General features: G+C 75.1%; 20 protein-coding genes. 14 read left to right on the top strand and 6 right to left on the bottom strand.

Annotation, left to right across the window (positions count from 1 at the left end; all coding sequences use genetic code 11):
* Positions 1-54 precede the first annotated feature (54 nt).
* Together ACWGB8_RS09145 and ACWGB8_RS09140 are read left to right on the top strand one after the other, a co-directional pair.
* Positions 55-654: a TetR/AcrR family transcriptional regulator gene (locus ACWGB8_RS09145; protein WP_452211750.1), complete on the top strand. Its 600-nt coding sequence runs from the start codon at positions 55-57 to the stop codon at positions 652-654.
* The gene (locus ACWGB8_RS09140) at positions 651-1,175 is read left to right on the top strand and encodes a DUF6463 family protein (RefSeq protein WP_452211748.1); all 525 of its coding nucleotides are present in this window, start codon (positions 651-653) and stop codon (positions 1,173-1,175) included. The genes ACWGB8_RS09145 and ACWGB8_RS09140 overlap by 4 nt, the downstream gene beginning before the upstream one ends.
* A 13-nt stretch (positions 1,176-1,188) precedes the next feature.
* On the opposite strand, the gene ACWGB8_RS09135 is transcribed toward ACWGB8_RS09140, so the two are convergent.
* The gene (locus ACWGB8_RS09135) at positions 1,189-2,109 is read right to left on the bottom strand and encodes an oxidoreductase (protein ID WP_452211746.1); all 921 of its coding nucleotides are present in this window, start codon (positions 2,107-2,109) and stop codon (positions 1,189-1,191) included.
* 133 nt (positions 2,110-2,242) lie between these two features.
* Between ACWGB8_RS09135 and ACWGB8_RS09130 the strand changes: the two genes are divergently transcribed.
* The 6 genes from ACWGB8_RS09130 to ACWGB8_RS09105 all read left to right on the top strand — a co-directional run bounded on the left by ACWGB8_RS09130 (position 2,243) and on the right by ACWGB8_RS09105 (position 7,105).
* On the top strand, positions 2,243-3,208 hold the full coding sequence (locus ACWGB8_RS09130) for a DUF5937 family protein (protein WP_452211767.1): 966 nt from the start codon (positions 2,243-2,245) through the stop codon (positions 3,206-3,208).
* A gap of 1,008 nt (positions 3,209-4,216) precedes the next feature.
* Positions 4,217-4,789 (top strand): lytic polysaccharide monooxygenase auxiliary activity family 9 protein, encoded by a 573-nt coding sequence (locus ACWGB8_RS09125; protein ID WP_452211744.1) that lies wholly within the window; start codon positions 4,217-4,219, stop codon positions 4,787-4,789.
* A gap of 74 nt (positions 4,790-4,863) precedes the next feature.
* The gene (locus tag ACWGB8_RS09120; RefSeq protein WP_452211742.1) at positions 4,864-5,076 is read left to right on the top strand and encodes an Lsr2 family DNA-binding protein; all 213 of its coding nucleotides are present in this window, start codon (positions 4,864-4,866) and stop codon (positions 5,074-5,076) included.
* Between the two features lie 127 nt (positions 5,077-5,203).
* The gene (locus ACWGB8_RS09115; RefSeq protein ID WP_452211741.1) at positions 5,204-5,344 is read left to right on the top strand and encodes a hypothetical protein; all 141 of its coding nucleotides are present in this window, start codon (positions 5,204-5,206) and stop codon (positions 5,342-5,344) included.
* Between the two features lie 54 nt (positions 5,345-5,398).
* Positions 5,399-5,644, top strand: a complete 246-nt coding sequence (locus tag ACWGB8_RS09110) for a hypothetical protein (protein WP_452211739.1) — start codon at positions 5,399-5,401, stop codon at positions 5,642-5,644.
* Between the two features lie 48 nt (positions 5,645-5,692).
* Positions 5,693-7,105 carry an MFS transporter gene (locus ACWGB8_RS09105; RefSeq protein ID WP_452211738.1) on the top strand — a complete coding sequence of 471 codons (1,413 nt, stop codon included), beginning with the start codon at positions 5,693-5,695 and terminating at the stop codon, positions 7,103-7,105.
* A gap of 424 nt (positions 7,106-7,529) precedes the next feature.
* On the opposite strand, the gene ACWGB8_RS09100 is transcribed toward ACWGB8_RS09105, so the two are convergent.
* The 3 genes from ACWGB8_RS09100 to ACWGB8_RS09090 all read right to left on the bottom strand — a co-directional run bounded on the left by ACWGB8_RS09100 (position 7,530) and on the right by ACWGB8_RS09090 (position 9,566).
* Positions 7,530-7,727 (bottom strand): hypothetical protein, encoded by a 198-nt coding sequence (locus tag ACWGB8_RS09100; RefSeq protein WP_452211736.1) that lies wholly within the window; start codon positions 7,725-7,727, stop codon positions 7,530-7,532.
* Between the two features lie 54 nt (positions 7,728-7,781).
* Positions 7,782-9,293 (bottom strand): MFS transporter, encoded by a 1,512-nt coding sequence (locus ACWGB8_RS09095; protein WP_452211734.1) that lies wholly within the window; start codon positions 9,291-9,293, stop codon positions 7,782-7,784.
* Positions 9,294-9,380: 87 nt separating this feature from the next.
* The gene (locus ACWGB8_RS09090) at positions 9,381-9,566 is read right to left on the bottom strand and encodes a hypothetical protein (protein ID WP_452211732.1); all 186 of its coding nucleotides are present in this window, start codon (positions 9,564-9,566) and stop codon (positions 9,381-9,383) included.
* 332 nt (positions 9,567-9,898) lie between these two features.
* On the opposite strand from ACWGB8_RS09090, the gene ACWGB8_RS09085 reads away from it, so the two are divergent.
* From ACWGB8_RS09085 to ACWGB8_RS09070, 4 genes are all read left to right on the top strand, one after another.
* Positions 9,899-11,563, top strand: coding sequence for an FAD-dependent monooxygenase (locus tag ACWGB8_RS09085; RefSeq protein ID WP_452211730.1), 1,665 nt, complete (start codon positions 9,899-9,901; stop codon positions 11,561-11,563).
* A gap of 96 nt (positions 11,564-11,659) precedes the next feature.
* On the top strand, positions 11,660-12,175 hold the full coding sequence (locus ACWGB8_RS09080; RefSeq protein WP_452211728.1) for a peptidylprolyl isomerase: 516 nt from the start codon (positions 11,660-11,662) through the stop codon (positions 12,173-12,175).
* 130 nt (positions 12,176-12,305) lie between these two features.
* Positions 12,306-12,854, top strand: a complete 549-nt coding sequence (locus tag ACWGB8_RS09075) for a MarR family winged helix-turn-helix transcriptional regulator (RefSeq protein WP_452211727.1) — start codon at positions 12,306-12,308, stop codon at positions 12,852-12,854.
* An 88-nt stretch (positions 12,855-12,942) separates the two neighbouring features.
* Complete coding sequence (locus ACWGB8_RS09070; protein ID WP_452211725.1) at positions 12,943-13,554, top strand: DUF7691 family protein; 612 nt, start codon at positions 12,943-12,945, stop codon at positions 13,552-13,554.
* Positions 13,555-13,696: 142 nt separating this feature from the next.
* Here ACWGB8_RS09070 and ACWGB8_RS09065 read toward each other — a convergent pair whose 3' ends face one another.
* Positions 13,697-14,923: a sensor histidine kinase gene (locus ACWGB8_RS09065; RefSeq protein WP_452211723.1), complete on the bottom strand. Its 1,227-nt coding sequence runs from the start codon at positions 14,921-14,923 to the stop codon at positions 13,697-13,699.
* Between the two features lie 290 nt (positions 14,924-15,213).
* Positions 15,214-15,381: a hypothetical protein gene (locus ACWGB8_RS09060; RefSeq protein ID WP_452211722.1), complete on the bottom strand. Its 168-nt coding sequence runs from the start codon at positions 15,379-15,381 to the stop codon at positions 15,214-15,216.
* A gap of 217 nt (positions 15,382-15,598) precedes the next feature.
* Here ACWGB8_RS09060 and ACWGB8_RS09055 point away from each other — a divergent pair, with 217 nt between their 5' ends.
* Together ACWGB8_RS09055 and ACWGB8_RS09050 are read left to right on the top strand one after the other, a co-directional pair.
* Positions 15,599-17,554, top strand: a complete 1,956-nt coding sequence (locus tag ACWGB8_RS09055; RefSeq protein ID WP_452211721.1) for an acyl-CoA dehydrogenase family protein — start codon at positions 15,599-15,601, stop codon at positions 17,552-17,554.
* 133 nt (positions 17,555-17,687) lie between these two features.
* Positions 17,688-18,569 carry a 4'-phosphopantetheinyl transferase family protein gene (locus ACWGB8_RS09050; protein WP_452211719.1) on the top strand — a complete coding sequence of 294 codons (882 nt, stop codon included), beginning with the start codon at positions 17,688-17,690 and terminating at the stop codon, positions 18,567-18,569.
* Positions 18,570-18,604 lie beyond the last annotated feature (35 nt).

Genomic DNA, 18,604 nt, shown 5'->3' with positions numbered 1-18,604 from the left:
GCCTCTCCGGGAAATGCGTTGACGGTCGATCAGCTCCGTACCATACTGCATGGTATGGCGACGAGGACGGACTGGCTGGAGGCGGGGCTCGCGGTGCTCTCCGAGGAGGGCGCGCCGAGTCTCACGATCGAACGGCTCTGCGGGAGGCTCGGAGTGACGAAGGGGTCCTTCTACCACCATTTCAAGGGCATGACCGGCTACCGGGCCGACCTGCTGCAGCACTTCGAGGCCGAGTACACGGTCCGCTACATCGCGGCGGCGGAGCGGGCCGGCGACGCGGGGGCGGACCGCGCGGGCGACGCGGGGGCGGAGCGGGCCGGCGACGCGGGGGCGAGGACGCACCTGGAGGCCCTGCTGGAGGCCATCCTCGCGGACTCCGGCCGCCATCCCGGCCTGGAGGCCGCCACCCGGGCCTGGGCCGCCCAGGACTCCGGCGCGCGGGCGGCGCAGGAGCGCGTCGACCGGATGCGGACGGCGTACCTGCACGACCTGTGGCGGCGACTCGGCGGCAGCGAGGAGGAGTCGGCGGCCATGGCCCGGCTGCTCCACCTCGTCATGATCGGCTCCCACCACATCGTGCCCCCGCCGTCGGCCGAGGAGTTGCGCGCGGCCTACCGGCCGCTGCTGGCCCTGGCCCCCGGGGGTGCCCGGTGAACGGGATCGCCCGCTGGGTACCCCGGCTGATCCTGGTGGTCGCCGGCCTGCACCTGCTGACCGCCTTCGCGCAGCCCAACGCCTGGGGCGCGATCGCCCGGGACGGCTTCTTCGCCGCGGTCGCCGACCACGGGGCCGCCGACTACGACGCCCGGGAGGCCTCGGTCTGGTTCCTGGTCGCCGGGGTGGCCCTGGCCGCCCTCGGGACGCTCGCCCGGCACGCGGTCCGTGCGACCGGGCGGTTGCCGGCGCAGGTCGGCGGCTATCTGCTGCTGATCGGCGGCGGGCTGACGGTACTGGAGTTCCCGCTGACCGGGGGGTGGGCGCTGGTCCTGCTCGGCGCGGTGGCGCTGTACCCGGCGATACACGAGCGCTTCGGCGGTGCACCCTCAGCGGGCGGACCCGCCGCCGCTCCGTCCACCGGCGCTCCGTCCACCGCCGCTCGGCCCGCCGGGGCGACGTCCGCGGGCGCGACGTCCGCGGGCGCACCACCGCCCGGCATACCGGCCGAACGCGGCTGACCGGCTGCGCCGCTCAGGTACCCCGCCGGTGCGCCGCATCCAGGAGGTCCAGGTCGGACGCGGACAGCCGCAGGGCGCCCGCCGCGACGTTGGCCTCCAGGTGGGCGAGGTCGCCCGTCCCGGGGATGGCCAGGACGTGCGGTCCGCGCTGCAGCGTCCAGGCGATCCGTACCTGCGCGGCGCCGACCCCGTGTGCCTTCGCCACGGCCAGCACCTCGGGCTGCTCGTCGCCGTTCGCCCCGCTCTGCCGGCCGGTGGCGGCGATCGAGTAGAACGGCACGAACGCCACCCCCTGCTCGCCGCAGCTGCGGACGAAGGCGTCCTGGTCGGACCGCACGCCGAGGCCGTACATGTTCTGCACACACACCACCGGTGCGATGGCCCGGGCCTCCGCGAGATGCTCGGGATTCACGTTGGACAGGCCGAGGTGGCGGATCAGCCCGGCCCGCCGCAGGTCGGCCAGGACGCCGAAGCGCTCGGCGACGGACCCCGTTCCGACGATCCGCAGGTTGACCAGGTCCAGATGGTCCCGGCCGAGCTGGCGCAGGTTCTCCTCGACCAGGCCGCGCAACTGCTCCGGCCGCGCGTGCGGCAGCCATGCGCCCGAGGCGTCGCGCGGCTGGCCGACCTTGGTGGCGATCACCAGGTCCGCCGGGTACGGCGCCAGGGCACGGTTGATCAGCTCGTTCGCGGAGCGCAGCGGGGAGAAGTAGAACGCGGCGGTGTCGATGTGGTTCACGCCGAGTTCGACCGCCCGGCGCAGTACCCGGATCGCCCGGTCGCGGTCGCGCGGTACGGCGTCGGGGACGAGGGCCGCCCCGGTCTGTGGCAGCCGCATCGCGCCGAAGCCGATCCGGTGGACGGTGCGGTCGCCCAGCGTCCAGGTCCCCGCGGCAGCGGCAGCGGCAGCGGCGGTGATGGTCGGTGAGGTCATGCCGCGAATGATCGCCACCGGGTAGGGTGAGCGGCCATTGATTCGTGCAGGGCTGAATCCTGGGGGCGGTGTGGCGGCGACGAGGGCGGCCGAATCGGCCCGACTGGCCTTCTCGGCGAACGATCTGGCGCAGATGCGGTTCGCCGTCTCCCCGCTGTGGCAGGTCGGGACGAGCTACCGGCTGCTGGCCTCCGGTGTCGACGATCCGCTGCACCGGCGCTGGCTGGACCAGGTCCGGCCCCGTATCGCGGCGGCCGGGCTCGACCGGGGCTGGCTCGCCGAGCTGGTGCCGGCCACCGGGTACGTCGCCGACTTCCTCAACCCGGCCCCGGCCGGGCCCGCCCCGTCACTGGCCGAGGAGTTGGCCGCCCTCGCCGCCACCCCCGCCACTGCCGTCCGGCGCGACCTCGACCACCTGCGACACCACCAGGGCAGCGCCCCCGGGCCACGTCTGCGCGCCCTGTACGCCGATCCGGCACGGCAGTTGGAGCGGGTCTCGGCCGAGATCCTGACCTACTGGGAACTGACCCTCGCCCCCTCGTGGGGCCGCATCCGGGCGGTCCTGGACGCCGACATCCGCGACCGGGCCCGCCAGGTCGCCGAGCACGGCGCCGGGCACCTGCTCAACGAACTCCATCCGCTGCTGCGGTGGGAGGAGAGCACGCTGCGGGTGGTCCGCCGACGGCACACCCTCGCCCGGGAGACCGCAGGCTCCGGGCTGCTGCTGATCCCGTCCGCGTTCAAGGGGCCGGGGCTCTCGACGCGGGTCGCGCCGCCCGACCCGCCGCAGCTCGCCTACCGGGCGCGGGGCGTCGGGACCCTGTGGGAACGGCGCCGCACGGCCGACGGGACGGATGCGCTCGTCGGAGTGCTCGGCCGCACCCGCACCCTGCTGCTCGGCGAGCTCGACGTCCCGGCCTCCACCACCGAACTCGCCCACCGCACCCGCCTGTCGATGGCCGGCGTCTCCCAGAACCTCGCCGCCCTGCGCAACGCCGGCTTCGTCACCGCCCACCGCACCGGGCGCAGCGTCCTGTACGCGAGGACGGAGGTCGGCGAGGCGGTGCTGTCGGCGGCGGTGGCGGCGGCAATGGAGTAGGCGGCACCCGGAAGGCGAAGGCGACAGCGGCCGCCCCCACGAGGACGCCGGGCACCGGAGCCACCCACGCCCGCAGGGCCCACCGGTCAGGAGCCGGCGCCGCCCTCCGGGGTCGGCCGGTGGACCGCTCCGGCAATGCCCACGGCCGGGACGGGCATCCCGGCCCTGCCGCCAGAACTGCAGGGACGCACCGGACTTCACCCACACGTCCCCCACTGCTCCGGCCCCCTCGATGCCGACCACCATCGCCCCTTCCGAGCAGGCGAGGTTCATGAAGCCGAAGGGCTCCACCGGGGACGACGCCCGCGTGTACGTCCCCGTCAGCACACTGCCGGGGACCCCTCCCGCCCGTCCGACCCTCCACCGTCGCCGGCCGGACGCCGCGAGCCGAGCACCACATCGGCGGCGGCAGCCGACCCGCCGGACCCGGTCGGCAGGTGTGCGACCAGGCAGGTCCCGTTCCGCACCGCGAGGACCACCTCGGTGCCGGCGACCTCGGCGACCCCCAGGACCCGCGCCGCCCCCGGGGCCACCGGCGTGTCGACGGCCGCCTGCAGAGCAGCGTCGACGGCGACCGCGGGAAGCGCCCCCAGCGCCCAGGCGCCGGCTCCCCCTCCGGAGGCGGCTCCCCTCCGGTGCACCCCGCCACGAGCAGGGCCGCCGCCAGGGCTGCTGCCAGGGGCGCGGCCGAGCGCGCGATCCGGTCGGTTCGCAGCACGTGATGAAGTCCTCAGGCCCGTAGGGGCGTTGGAGCCGAATCCTACCGCTCCGCATACGCACCGCCACCCCCGCGCGTGCCCGGGCCGGCCCCGCACGGTCGGCCTGCGCATCGACGCCGGCACGGGTCGGCTCGGGTCGGCTCGGGTCGGCGCGGGTCGGCGCGGGTCGGCGCGGGTCGGGCCTGCGCAGGAAGTCGGCCGGTCCGACTTCCTGCGTGCGCGCGGCCACGGTGGGTAGCCTCACGGTCACGCCCGGGTGACGGTCCCGGGCTCCATGAGGAGTTGACACATGTTCAGGATCTCCGGTTCGGTGGTCTCCCCCGCCTCCCGCGCCCATCTGCACCTCGGCGGCGACCTGGCCGCCGCACTCTCCTCGGGCAAGTTCTTCCCCGCCACCGAAGCCGGGCTGCGGGACCCGTCCTCCCCGGACGACGTGCCCAACGCGGTACCCCCGCAGGACGGCAGCATCGCCAGTGCCGGACAGTCGCACGCCGCGGCACTGGACGCCGCCGGCGCCGAATGGAAGAAGCACGAGGTCTCCTCCGGATCGCACCTCCACCTCACCTGGCACCTCGGGCAACCCGTCGCAGCCCGCCGGTTCTCCTACTTCCTCACCAGGCCCGGCTGGGACCCGACGGCGCCGCTGAGCCGGGCGCAGTTCGAGAGCGAGCCCATCCTGACCCGGGAGAACGCCTCCCAGCCGTACTGGGTGTACGACGCCGAACTGACCGTCAGCGGCCCCGTCACCCACGCCCTGCCCCTCCCCCGCCGCGAGCCCGGCCACCACGTCCTGCTCGCCGTCCTGGAGGACGCCGCCAGCGGCGGAGCCCTGTACCAGGTCGTCGACCTGCAGTTCGGCTAGGGAGTTCGCCGACGCCGCCGACGCACGGGGCTCCGGCACCGCCCCGTGTCGGCGGCCCCGCGTACGGTTGCCGCATGGACGAACGAAGCGGCCCGATCGGCGCGTTGGAAGCGCCCACCGCCGACCGGCCCGACGGAGCCACCGAGGCCACCGAGCAGCGGTCCCCCGAACTCGGCACGGCGGACCTCCCAGTGCGCGCCTGGGCCCGCGCGAACGGCATCGCCGTCCACAACCGCGGCCGCATCCCCGACCGCATCCGCGCGGAGCACACGCCGCCGTCGCAGTGAACGCGCCCCGGGCGGCGGCGACATCGGAACCGCTCCGGCCGGAGCATCCGTCCTCACCGTCAACAAGGCCTTCGAAGCAGGGGTTTCCGTGCACTCGTGGGGCGTAGGGCCGGTGGTGGCGGGAGCCTTGGCGGTCGTCGCCGGGATCGCGGTGGGGAGCTTCGGTGTCGTCGCGGTACAGCGGCGGCAGCGGGAGTTCGCGCAGGCGGCGAGCGCGACGGCCGTCCGCATCGACACGTACACCGAGCCGTTGGCGAGCGGTCCGTGACCCGGCGGGCGGTCCTCTCCTTCCGGACGCCCGACGGGCGGGAGTGCCGGCTGGGTGTCCACCGCCTCGCCGGTAACCGTCGTCGGCGACCACGTGCCGGTGCGGTACCCGCCCGGGCGGCCCGACCTGGCGGTCCCGGAGGGTGCGGACACGGGTGGCGCGGGCATCGCCTTCCTCGGCGTGTTCGCCGGTGCGGGGATCGGCCTCCTGGGAGTGGTCCTCGTCGTGTTCGGCGTTGCCGTCGGTGCCTCGACCGGCGTCGAGAGCGACCCGCCCGTCACCACGTGGCAGCAGTGGTGAACCGGCCGCTTGCCCTCGACCGGGTCGAGGGCCCTACGGTCGGCGGGCATGTCCACCAGCAAACCCACCGGCCGACCGACCGCCGATCCCACAACCGGTGCCACCACCGAACGCGCCACCGGAACCATCGGCGATTCCACTGCCGAACCCACCGCCGGAACCACCGCTGACGTCGGTACCCGCGAGCCCGCGCCGGCGCCGCCGAACGCCGTCCACCGGCTCTGGCTCGCCGGCAGTACCGCCTCCCTCCTCGGCGACGCCGTCCTGCACTTCGCGCTCGGCTGGGCGGCCAGCGCCCGGGGTGGCGGGGCCGCCGCGCTGGTCCTGACCGCGGTCACCGTCCCGCGCACAGCGCTCCTGCTGCTCGGCGGGGCGGTCGCCGACCGGTTCGGCACCCGACGGGTGCTGCTGGCCGGGGACGCCGTAATGCTCGCTGCCACCCTCGTCGTCGCCGCGGCCGGCTCCGCCGCGGATTCCTCGCTGTGGTTCCTCGTCGCGGTGGCGGCGGTGGTCGGCACCGTCGACGCATTCCACCTGCCCGCCACCGGCGCGGTGCTGCCCGGGCTGGTCCCGGACGAACGGCTGTCCCGCGCCCTCGCCGTCCAACAGGCCGGCCGCCAGTCCGCCGCCCTCCTGGGCGCCCCACTCGGCGCCGGCCTCGTCGCCGTCGGCGGACTCAGCGGCGCGGCCCTGTTCGACGCGGCGACGTTCGCGCTGATGCTGGTCGTGCTGACCGCCCTCGGACGCCTCAGCCCACCGCGGCCGGACGGCGGGGACGGGGACGGGAACGGGGGTGGGGACGGGGGCCGGGGCGCGCTCGGGGAGCGGAGCCTCTTCGGCTCGGTCGCCGACGGCGTACGGCTCGTCGCAGGCGACCGGGCGCTCCGGGCAGCCCTGCTGCTCACCGCCGCGGCCGCCGGGAGCCTGCTGCCGGTGGTGTCCCTGCTCGGCCCGCTCCTCGTCCGGTCACACGGTTGGAGCGCCCAGACCGCCGGACTCGTGGCGGGCGCGCAGAGCATCGGCATCATCGCGGTGTCCGTCCTCGTCGCACGCCGGGGCACCGCCGAACGGCCCGCGGTACGGGCATGCTCGGGGCTCGGCGTGGCGGCGGCGGGGGCGGCCGGACTCGCAGTGGCACCGACGGCGGGTGCCGCGGTGGCGGCGGCTCTCGGCACCGGCGTCGGTTCCGGGGTGTTCGCCACCCACATCGGACCCGTCCTGCTCACCGGGGCACCGGGCAGCCACCTCGCCCGGGTGCAGGCGGCAGCCACCTTCGTCCAGAGCCTCGCCCTCGTCGCCACCACCAACGTTCTGGGCCTCGTCGCCGACACCGCCGGCGCGAACGCGGCCACCCTCACCTGCGCCCTGGCCCTCACCCTCACCGCGACCGCCGGCCTCGCCGCCACATCCCTCCGCCGCCTGACCGGCCGACCGCCCCAAGCCGACCCGCCCGAGGCCTGACGCCCTTCGCCTGCCCCCTCGACGCAGCGGCAGCCGCCCGCGCGCGCACGAGAAGTCGGACCCGCCGACTTCTCACGCACCACCGCGCCGGCACCCAGGCGTCGGCAGGATGGGGAGCCAGTCGTGTGGCCACGGAGCGGCTCCCGGTGGGTGCGTCTGCCGGTCGAGTGGCGTCGGTGGTCTCGATGCCGGGGCTTCGCTCGATACGTCGCCTCGCGGGCGTGCGGCGGGGTTTGGGTGTCAGCCCAGGAGTCCGGGAAATCGCCGGGAGTCTCCAGGGCCGCGGACCTGCGCCCGCGCCGCAGGCACCGCGCGACGCCGGGGGCGGCGGCAGGCCTCCCCCGGCGCGAAGTGGCTAGGTCAAAGGGGGCGGCGACGGGGCACGGCCCGCATCAACACCCCCGGCCCGGCGGGTACCGGACGGTCAGCGTGCGCACCTGTTGAGGATGCGGGCGATCCCGGCCGAGCCGAACCACGTCCCGCCGCCGTCCTGCACCTCGACCGCGGCGCCACGGCCGCTGCCGCTGCCGCTGCCGCGGGCGACGGAGTATCCGGTGCCGCCGACCAGGCCGGCGAGGGCCATGGCGGCCACGACGACGGCGAGCCTCTGCTTCATGCCCATGGGGGCTTCCTTCTGTCGGTAGGGAACGTGCGCCGGGTCGGCCGGGGCCGGCCGTCAGCCCCGGGCTTCGGCGAGCTCCTCGGCCTCGGCCCCGGCCTCCACCGCGGAAGCCGATCCGGCGTCCTCCGGCGCGGTCGTGCCGCGCGGCAGGACGGCCAGGGCCACGACGGCGGCGGCGAGCACGCCGAGCGCGCTGACCAGGAAGGTCGACGACATCGCGGAGGTGAACGCCTCCCGGGCCGAGGCGGCCGGCCCCGGGTCGCCGAGCGCGAGGGCGTCGGCGATGGAACGGCGGGCCGCTGCGGGGGCGTCGGCGGGCATCTCGGCGACGTACCGGTCGACCAGGAGGCTGCCCAGCACGGCCACGCCCAGGGCGGCCCCGGCCTGCTGGATGGTGTCGTTGAGTGCGGAGCCGACGCCGGCCCGCTCCGGTGGGATGGCGCCCATCAGCGAGGCGACGGCCGCGGGCATCGCCAGGCCGCCGCCGGCGCCCATGAGGACCAGCGCCAGCGCGGTCGTGGAGAAGCCGTCACCGGTCTCCAGGGTGGCCAGTACGCCGAAGCCGGCCGCGCAGACCAGCAGTCCGAGCACGACCATGGTCCGGTTGCCGAGCTTCGTGCCCAGGCCGGCGCCGACCCCGTTGAAGACCAGTGAGGCGATGGCCAGCGGCACGAACGCCAGGCCGGCCTCGGTCGGGGTGTAGTCGAGCACGAACTGCAGGTACTGGGTGAGCACCAGCAGCAGGCCGCCGTTGCCGATCTGGACGAGCGTCAGGGAGAGGCTGCCGCCGCTGAAGGTGCGGTTGCGGAACAGTTCCAGCGGGACCATTGGGTGCGGTGTGCGCAGTTCCCAGGCCACGAAGGAGCCCAGCGCGGCGACCGTCACGGCGAGCGACGGCCAGGAGAGGCCGTGCGGCAGCTCGATGATCGTCCAGACCAGGGCGGACATCCCGACCATCGACAGCACCGCGCCCAGCGGGTCCGGCCGGGTCTGCGGGCCCTTGGACTCGGGCATCAGCACCAGGGAGGCGACGATCGCCACCGCGGCGACGGGGACGTTGATCAGGAAGACCGAGCCCCAGGAGTAGTGGGCGATCAGCGCACCGCCCAGGACCGGGCCGCCGACCAGGCCGAGCATGGCCGCCGCGCCCCAGGCGCTCATCGCCTTGCGCCGCTCGTCCTCGTCGAAGACGGTGATCAGGATGGACAGGGTGGAGGGCATGATCAGTGCACCGCCGACGCCCATCACGGCCCGGGCGGCGATCAGTTGGGCCGGGTCGGCCACGTAGGTGGCGGCCAGCGAGGAGGCACCGAACAGGGCAAGGCCGATGATCATGACCTTCCGCCGGCCGAACCGGTCGGACAGGCTGCCGGCGGTGAGCAGCAGGCCGGCGAAGACCAGGATGTAGGAGTCCAGGATCCACTGGAGGTCCTGGCCGGTGGCGCCGAGGTCGGCCGCCAGCGGCGGTATCGCCACGGTGAGCACCATGTTGTCGATGACCAGCACCAGCGTGCTGAGGCACAGCACGATCAGGATCAGCCACCGGCGGGAATCGCGGGTTTGCATCGAAGCCTCTTGAGGAGATGGGGCATGGGGAGCCCGCGGGCGCACCCGGCGGCGCGGTCCCGCGGGCCCGAAACGGGTGCCGGGCGGTCAGGCGCCGGCGGGCGGAGTCCGCTCCGCGAGCCGGACCGCGTCGCGGTCGCGGTCGCGGTCGGGGGAGACCGGGACGTCCACCGTGCCCCGGCCCGGCGGCAGTTCGGGGGTGCGCCGGTGCAGCAGGAGGTCCGGTGCGGCACCGCCCCGCGATCGGCACCCCCTCGCTGCGGGAGCGGGCATGTCGGTGTCACTCCTCGCCTGCGCGTTCCGGGGACGGAACCAAGCATTCCGCCGCTCGGCCGCCGGAACAACGGCCGATTCCTCAACGCTCGTTAACCCAGGGCTTCACGATGCGGGCGGCATGCACGGGCACGGACGGTGACCGTACCTCGGGCCGCGCCGGGGCCACGCCGAGGACACCCACCGGAGCACGCACCAGGACACCCGCCGGGCCACGGACCGAACCACGGACCCGCGGCGACCGCACCGCGCCCGGAGATCTCCCGGTGGCGGGGCGGGGGGCGGCGGACCAGCCTGGTAGGAGGTGCGGATGCCGGCGGAAGGTGGAGCCCATGGGCGGCGAGGTCGACGTGCTGGTGGTGGGAGCCGGGCCGGTGGGGCTGACGGCGGCGGCGGAGCTGCGGCGGCACGGGGTGGGGTGCCGGATCGTCGACCGTCTGGCGGAACCGCAGCTGTACGCGAAGGCGGTCGGGATCCAGCCGCGGACCTTCGAGGTGTGGGAGGCGATGGGCCTGGTGCACCGGGCGCTGGATGCCGCGGTGCCGATGCGCGGGCAGCTGACCTTCGTCGACGGGGAGCCGGGCCCGCGCATCGACCTCGACCTGCCGCCGGGCTACCCGTACCGCTTCGCCGCGCTGCCGCAGTACGAGACGGAGCGAATGCTCGCCGCGCACCTGGCGGGGTTCGGCACAGTGGTGGAGCGCGGCACCGAGCTGCTCTCGCTGAGCCAGGAGGACGACCACGTGCGGGTGGGCCTGATGGGGGCCGGCGGGGCCGAGGACGTCCGGGCGCGGTTCGTGGTGGGCTGCGACGGGGCGCACAGCCGGGTGCGCCGGGCGGTGGGGCTGCGGTTCGAGGGTGACGCGTTCCCGGAGCAGTACATGCTGGGCGACGTGGAGGTGGACTGGGACCTGCCGCCGGGCTACGGGATCCGGTCGGCGCACCGCGACGCGGACGGCCGGATCGACGACGTCCTGGTGTGCATTCCGCTGCCGGGGCGGCGGCGGTACCGGATGTCCATGTCGGTGCCGCCGGAGCTGGCCGCCGAGGCGCAGGCGACGGGGGACGTCGTGCACGGCCTGGAGCCGGGGCGACCGCCGCAGCTGTCGCACATCCAGGCGGTGCTGGACCGGCTGTCGCCGCGGGCCACGGTGGCCTCCGCGCTGCGCTGGTCGTCGACGTTCCGGATCAGCGCCCGGCTGGTCGACCACTACCGGGCGGGCCGGGTGTTCCTGGCCGGGGACGCGGCCCACATCCATCCGCCGACCGGGGCGCAGGGCATGAACACGGGGGTGCAGGACGCGTTCAACCTGGCCTGGAAGCTCGCCCTCGCCGTGCACGGGGCCGCGGCCGACGGGCTGCTCGACAGCTACGAGGCGGAGCGGCTGCCGGTGGGGGCGGAGGTGGTGGGCCGGACGGTGCGGCACGCGCGTTCCGGGGTCGGGCCCGAACCGGCCCGGGAGGACGTCGCAACGCTGCTGCTGCGCGAGGCGCAGCTGCTGGTCGGCTACCCGGACGGGCCGCTCACCGTGCCGACGGGGCACCCGGTGACCGCTCCCGACGGGGCCGCGCCCTGGCCGGCGGGCGGGCCGCGGCCGGGCGACCGGGCACCGGACTGCCGGGGCCTGCACCGCCCGCTCGCCACCTACCCGGTGCGGCTGTTCGACCTGCTGCGCGGCCCGCGGCACTCCCTGCTGCTGTACGCCGCGCCGGGTACCGCCGCCGGGCCGCTGCACCGCTGCGCGGAGGCGGCCCGGACGGCCGCGCACGGGCTGCTCGACGCGTACGCGGTGCTCGCGCCCGAGGCCCGCGGCGAGGACTTCGCCCTGCCGTACGCGCGGGACACCGAGGGCGACTTCCGGCGGGTGTACGCGGCGCGCGGGGGCGAGGCGGTGCTGGTGCGGCCGGACGGGTACCTCGCGGCCCGGCTGCCGCACCCGGCCTCCGACGACGTGGTGGCGGCACTGCACCGCACCTTCGCACCGCGGACGGGCTGAGTACCACAGGAGGGCTGGGCACCGCGGGCGACCCGGGGTGGCAGAGTGGCCCCGACCCGATCATCGACCCGATCATCCCGACCCGAGGGAGCCGCCATGGCCGGCCTGTACGCCACCCTGCACACCACCGCAGGTCCGATCCGTCTGGAGCTGTTCCCATTCCAGGCGCCGAAGACCGTCCGCAACTTCACCGAACTCGCCGAGGGCGCCCGCGAGTACACCGATCCGCGCACCGGCGGGCCGGGCAGCGGCCCGTACTACGACGGGACCGTGTTCCACCGGGTCGTCCCCGGCTTCATGATCCAGGGCGGCGACCCCACCGGGACCGGCACCGGCGGGCCCGGCTACGCCTTCGCCGACGAGTTCCACCCGGAACTGTTCTTCACCAGGCCCTACCTGCTGGCGATGGCCAACGCCGGTCCGGGCACCAACGGTTCGCAGTTCTTCATCACCGTCGGCACGCCCGCCCACCTGAACCGCAAGCACACCATCTTCGGGCAGGTCGCGGACGCCGCGTCGAAGGCGGTCGTCGACGCCATCGCGAAGGCGCCGGTGGAGGGCGACCGGCCGGTGGAGCCGGTCGTCGTGACCGGGGTCGAGATCGAGCGCTGACCTTCCGGTCCCCCACCTTGCCCGGAGGGGGACGACTCCCCCGGGCAGGGGCGCCGCCGGGGAACGGGGGGCGCCGCGACGGGCGGGGGCGGTCGCGGCGGTCGCGGGCGGAGGGGCTAGCGTCGTGATCATGACGCAGCCGCCGACCGCCGCCCCCGCCCCCGCTGCCGGCAACGCCTACGACGCCCCCGCTGCCGGCGCCCGCACGGACCAGGCTCCGGCCGACCCCGCCGTCGGCGACGACCTGCTGGCCAACCAGCCGATCGGGTACTGGACCGGCCTCGCCCACGCCGCGGTCACCCGGCAGCTGCGGGACGCCATGGCCCGGATCGACGTCACGCAGCCGCAGTACTGGGTGCTCAACCGGGTCCACGGCGACGCCGCGGCGCCCGCCCGCGAGGAGGTCGTCAGTGCGCTGACCCCGCTCGCGGACGGGCCGCACGAGATCGCCCGGGTGGTCGACCAGTTGCTGCACCGCGGCTGGCTGCGGACCGGCGCCGACCACCGGCTGCACCTCACGGCGGCCGGCGAGGCGGCCCGGGTGCGGCTGCGCGCCCTGGTGACCGAGCTGCGGGCGGTCGTCCACGAGGGCATCGGCGACGAGGAGTACGTCGCCGCGCTCAAGGTGCTGCGTCGGATGGCCGCCAACGCCGAGGGCCTGCGCACCGACCGGCCCTGACCCTGCACCAGGGCGCCACCGGGGCACCGGCCGGGCCGTCGGTCGGGCCGTCGGTCGGGGTGTCGGTCGGGGTGGGTAGCGTGGCCCCATGAGTTCCTCCCTGAGCGTGTACCTGCTCGACCTCAAGGCCACCCACGCCCTCGTCGGCTCCGGCGACGACCAGTTGCTGCAGGTCGTCCGCGACAGCTTCGCCGCCGATCTGGCATCGGCCGACAACTGGTTCTCGTCCGAGATCGCCGACGGCGCCCCGACCGCGTTCGAGGCCCTGCAGGCCGTGGTGCACGGCGGGCCGTTCCCGGCGCCGAAGCAGTACTCCTTCCAGTACGGCTACGCGTACAAGCGCCTGTGCGCGCTGACCGGGAGCTTCCTCGACAACTCCTCCTTCTCGCCGTTCCGGGGCTCCTGGCTGGACGTGGTCGACGAGGGGCTGCGGGCGCTGCGGATCACCGCGGTGTCGGTGGCGGAGCTGGGGTACTACGACGGGCTGCCGGAGCCGATCCCGCACTACGAGCTGCCGCGCTGCGGCGAGTGGACGCACGAGCAGTGCCTGGAGGCGCTGGAGCAGTTCGAGCAGACCAAGCGCGACAACCACGCCCCGCCGCTGGAGCCGGAGGTGGTCGAGGCGGTCATGGACGTCCTCGGCTGGCTCCGCCGGGCGCAGGCGCAGCCCGGGTTCGGTGTGGTGGGCTTCGTCTCCTAGGACGTCTCAGACCCTGCGCGTAGGGCGTGTCAGACCCCGCCCGGCCGGCGGGAACAGGCCGAACAGGCCCCGCGCACCCGGCAGGAACAGGCCGGGCAGGCCATGCGGCCCGCGCGGACGTCCCGTCCGCCGTCCGCCCGGCTCAGACCGCCGCCCCGGTGGCGGTGTCGACGACGGTGAGGCGGCGGGCGGGGACCCGGGGCGCGGTCGCGGTGAGGTGGAAGCGGCCGTCGGGGCCGGGGCCGGCGGACAGCGTGCCGCCGATGGCCGTGAGGCGCTGCTCCATGTTGCCGAGGCCGCTGCCGCTGCTGGGGCACGGGTCGTGGTGGTCGGGGTCGACGCCGTCGTTGGCCACCCAGAGGCGGACCCAGTCCTGCTGGGCGACGGCCTCGATGCGGCAGCTGGTCGCCTTGGAGTGCCGCAGCACGTTGGTGACGGCCTCGCGGAGGACGACCGCGAGCACGCCGTCGACCTGGGTGTTGAGCCCTTCGGCGGAGAACTCGACCTCCAGCTCCAGTTCGGCGGAGCTGAGCACGGAGCGGGCGGAGGCGATCTCCTGCTCCAGCGACATGTCGCGGAAGCCGCTGGCGACCATCCGGACGTCGGCGAGCGACTGCCGGGAGAGGGCGAGGACGTCCTCGGTCTCCTCCATCGCGCGGCGCGGGTTGTGCAGGACGAGCCGGTGGACGAGTTCGCTCTTGAGGGTGATCGCCGAGAGGCTGTAGCCGAGCACGTCGTGCAGGTCGCGGGCGAACCGCAGCCGCTCGTTGGCGACCGCCATCCTGGCCAACTCGCCTCGGGCCGCGTGGACTTCGTGGACCATCGCGCAGAGCCGGCTGAGCCCGTAGACGATCAGGCCGCAGAGCAGGGTGGCCTGCACCATGTAGGCGCTGTCGACGCCCCGGAGGCCGGGGATCAGCAGGGCCGGGACGAGCATGGAGAGCCCGGTCGCGGCGTACAGCCACCAGGCGATCGCGGCGGGCAGCAGGAGCAGCAGCGAGCCGGCCAGGAAGCCGGCCATCGCGCCCCAGTAGACCTTGAAGTGGATCAGCGGCAGGTAGGTGAGCACCACCTGCAGTCCGAGCGTGAGGACCTTCTCGCGGGTGGGCGCGGCGGCGGCGTCCACCCGGGAGTGGCGCAGCTGGAGGGTGAAGACCACCACCATCAGCGCGACGGCGACGCCGACGGCGGTGCCGCTCATCCGCATGCTGAGGATGTTGAGCACGGTCATCAGCAGGTAGCTGCCGAGGACGGCGAGCAGGACCGCCTTCGCCAGCCGGGGTGCGAGGACGGTGCCGTCTCGGGGCGCCCCCTCCGGTTCGGAGTCCTCGGGTCGGTCCCGGTCGGCGGTTCTCTTCTGACGCCTCATCTGATCCCCCTCGACCGGTACCGCGTACGGTGTCGGCACCCCGTGTCGAGCCGAGATGATAGGTGATGGCAAAGGCCGTCCGACGGCTTGTCCGCAATCCGGTTCGGAACTCACAGGAATCACTCGGGGACTCTCAGGAACCCCCGGGAACGTGCGGATCCGGCCGCCTCGCGGCCGTGCACGGCGGGGGAACGCCGGCGTCCGGGTCAGCGGTCGCCGGCGTCCGCTCAGCGGGGGCAGGCCGTGGGTGACGGCGGGCCCGGGTGGGGTGGACGGGTGCGGCGCGGGCCTCAGAGGGCTCCGGCGCCGGACTCCGAGCGGAGGCAGAAGGTGAGCATGACGGACCCGAGGTCCTCGTAGCCGTAGAGCTTCTCGATCAGCAGAGTCGGCTGGTTTCCGGTCGCCGACTGCTCGCCGATCTCCTCGGTGGGCATGAAGGTGGCGAACAGAGCATCCATGGTGGGGTAGTCCCTCTCACTCGGTGGCGTCGTCGTGCTGACAGGGACGATTCTGTTGTGGCCGGCCCCTCACGCACAGTGGCCCGTTCATCCCAACCACGTGAATCCCTCATATCCGTGGAGGATTCGTACGCCCGGGCGCCCTCCAGATGTGCTCTAGCCGGCCGGTGCAGAGTGACGCCCTGCGGAGGACCGGAACGGGCGAGGGGGAACGGGCATGCTGGCCGAGGTCGGGATCGGGAGCGAGGCCGGGACGGGGATCGGGAGCGAGGCCGGCGCCGGGCACGGCCCCGAGGGGGCCCGGGCGGACCGGCGGGCCGCGGTCCGGGCCCGGATCGCCGCGGTGGACCGGGCGTTCGGGGATCCGTGGGACGCCGCCAACCCGGTCGGGCTGGCGGCCGTGCTCGCGGCGGACGAGTCGGGCGCCCCGGTGCCGGAGGCGCTGCGCCGCTACGACGAACTCGGCCTGAACGCCGCCTTCGTCCCGCGCGAACTGGGCGGCGCGCTGGCCGGTTTCGACGTGACGGGGGCGGTGTTCCGGCCGGTGTTCCGCCGGGACGCCCGGCTGGCGTCGGTCGGCGGGATCTCCTCCCTCATCGTCGCGACGGTCGCCTGGGCGGCGGGCACCGCGGCGCAGCGGGCACGGGTGGCCCGGGCGCTGCTGGCCGGCGACCGGCTGGCGATCGCCTGCCACCGGCTGGAGCACGCCAACATCTTCTTCGAGGAGGAGTTCCGGGCCGAGCGGGACGACTCGGGGTACCGCCTCTCCGGGCGCAAGCCCGCGATCAGCAACCTGGACCACGCCACCCTGATCCTCGCCTTCGCCTCCACCGGTGACGGCGACGACGCGGGCGGGTGCGACGACGGCAGCGGGTACGACGGCGACTACCGCGCGGACGGCAGCGAGGAGGACCCCGCCGACCGGTCCGGGGCCGCGCAGGCACCGACCGGACCGGCCCCCGACCCGGCCCCGGACCCGCACGGCACCGGCAGCCACTCGCTGTTCCTGCTGGACCGCGCCGAACTGCCCGGCGCCTGGCACCGCCGGCTCAGCGGCGGCCTCGCCGTCTCCACCCGCCAGCACCTGGTGGGCATGGAGCTCGACGACTGCCCCGTCCCGTCCGGCGCGCTGGTCGGCCGGTGGGGCGAGGGCATGGCGGTCGGTGCCTCGGCGTACCCGCTGATCAACGCGACCCTGGCCTCGATGCTGATCGGGCTGGGCGACACCGCGCTGCGCGGCACGGTGCGCTTCCACCGGGAGCTGGGCGCGGCCGGCCGCAAGCGGCTGCAGGGGCGGCAGATCCGCTCCTCGCTGGCCGGCGCCTTCGCGGACCTGCTGGTCTCCGACTGCCTGGCGCTGGCGGGGACCCGCTCGCTGCACCTGCTGCCGGACGACTGCGACGTGCTGACGGCGGCCGTGAAGTACCTGGTGCCGAAGCTGCTGAGCGAGAGCATGTTCCACCAGTCGGCGATCCTCGGCGGGGCGTTCCACACCGGCGACCCGCACTACGCGGTCCTGCGCAAGCACCTGCGCGACCTGGACGCGACCAGCTTCGGGCACGTCGGGAGCGCCGTCTGCCAGACCGCGATGGTGCCCTGGCTGCCGCTGCTGGCGGCGGATCCACGGGCCCGGACGGCGCAGCCGCCGCGGGCGCTGTTCCGCACCGACCTGCCGCTGCCCGAGCTGGACCCGGAGCGGCTGGCGCGCTTCGGCGGCGCGGACCGGCTCTGGGGCCTGATCGACCTGGCCGCCACGACCGGCACCCTGGCGGTCGGCCCGGACGGCGCCCCGGTGCCCGGCGGGATCGGCGAAACCCTGGCCCGCCAGGGCGGGTTGCTGGCCGAGGAGGCCGCCGACCTGCTGGCCAGGGCCGCGGCGCTCGGGGAGCTGCCGGAGGGGCCCGCGGCGGACGCCCGGGCGTTCCCGCTGACCGAGCGGTACGCGCTGATGCTGGCCGCCGCCTGCTGCCTGGGTGTGTGGCGGGGCGCGGAGGACGGCTTCACCGCCGATCCGGCCTGGCTCGCGGTGGCGCTCGACCGGCTGCTGCGCCGGATCGGGCGGCCCGGTCCCGCGGTGCCGGCCGAGGCCCTGCAGCGGGTGCTCGACGAGTTGGAGCACCGCTACACCGGGCGGATCGGATTCGACCTGTACGCAGCCGAGTTGGCGGGGTGAGCGGCCCGGTGGACAGCCTGACGAAGCACCCGGCGGACGGCCCGGGGCACACCGCGGGGAGCGGCCGAACGGACGTCCGGGCAGGCGCCCGGACGGGCACCCGTGCGGACCCCCGGGCGAGAGGGGCGGCGGGATGATGCGCGGTGCCGTGCAGGGGGTGGCCGGGCTGCGCCGGCCGCTGCCGCCGCCCCGCTGGGTGGGCGGGGCCGGGGGTCCGTGGGAGGAGCTCGGCGAGGACCTGCGGACCGGCGGCGTCGGCCTGGTGCAGGCGTCGCTGAGCGCCTGGGAGCTGGACCGGCCCGGGGAGGACCGGCTGCGCGAGCTGCTCGGGCAGGACTGGGAGCGCTACCGGCGGACCGCCAACGCCGGGGTGCGGGAGCGCTTCGCGGCCTCCCGGGTGCTGCTGCGCTGCGCGGTGGCGACGGCGCTCGCGGTCGAGCCCGAGTACGTGGAGATCGGCTACCACATCAGCGGCCGGCCGTACGTGCGCGGCTGCGACCAGGTGGACATCAGCCTGAGCCACTCGGCCGACCTGCTGCTGATCGGGATCACCTCGCTGGGCCGGATCGGCGTGGACGTGGAGGCGTCCGAACGGGCGCTGTCCATCGCCGAGTTGGACCGGCACATCTGCACGCCGGACGAGCTGGACCGGCTCGCCGGGCGGCCCGTGGAGGAGTACCGGCAGTCGCTGCTGCGGGTGTGGATGCTCAAGGAGGCGTACACCAAGGCGCTCGGCCAGGGGCTGTACTTCCCGTTCACCGAGTTCGGCTTCGAACTCCACGACGGTGGTGCCGAGTTGCGCACCCTGGAGGGTCGGCCGGTGGACGACCCGTCGTGGAGCTTCCACTGCCTGCCGCTGGTCGGCGGCTGCCTGGGTGCGGTCGCGCTGCAGGTCCACCACGTCGGGGCGCTGCGCGACACCCGGGCGGCGACCGCCGTCGACCGCCGCACGGCCGGCGCCATGTGGGGCTCCCGGCGCGTCGCCCGCACGCCCGAACTGCCGCCGAACGCTTGACCTTTCGGGCTCAAGTCGGGCCCGAGTGCCCGCCC

The sequence above is a fragment of the Kitasatospora sp. NPDC054939 genome, from assembly GCF_053610105.1.
Note: the sequence above shows the minus strand (reverse complement) of the source record. Positions and strands in the feature narration are given on the sequence as shown.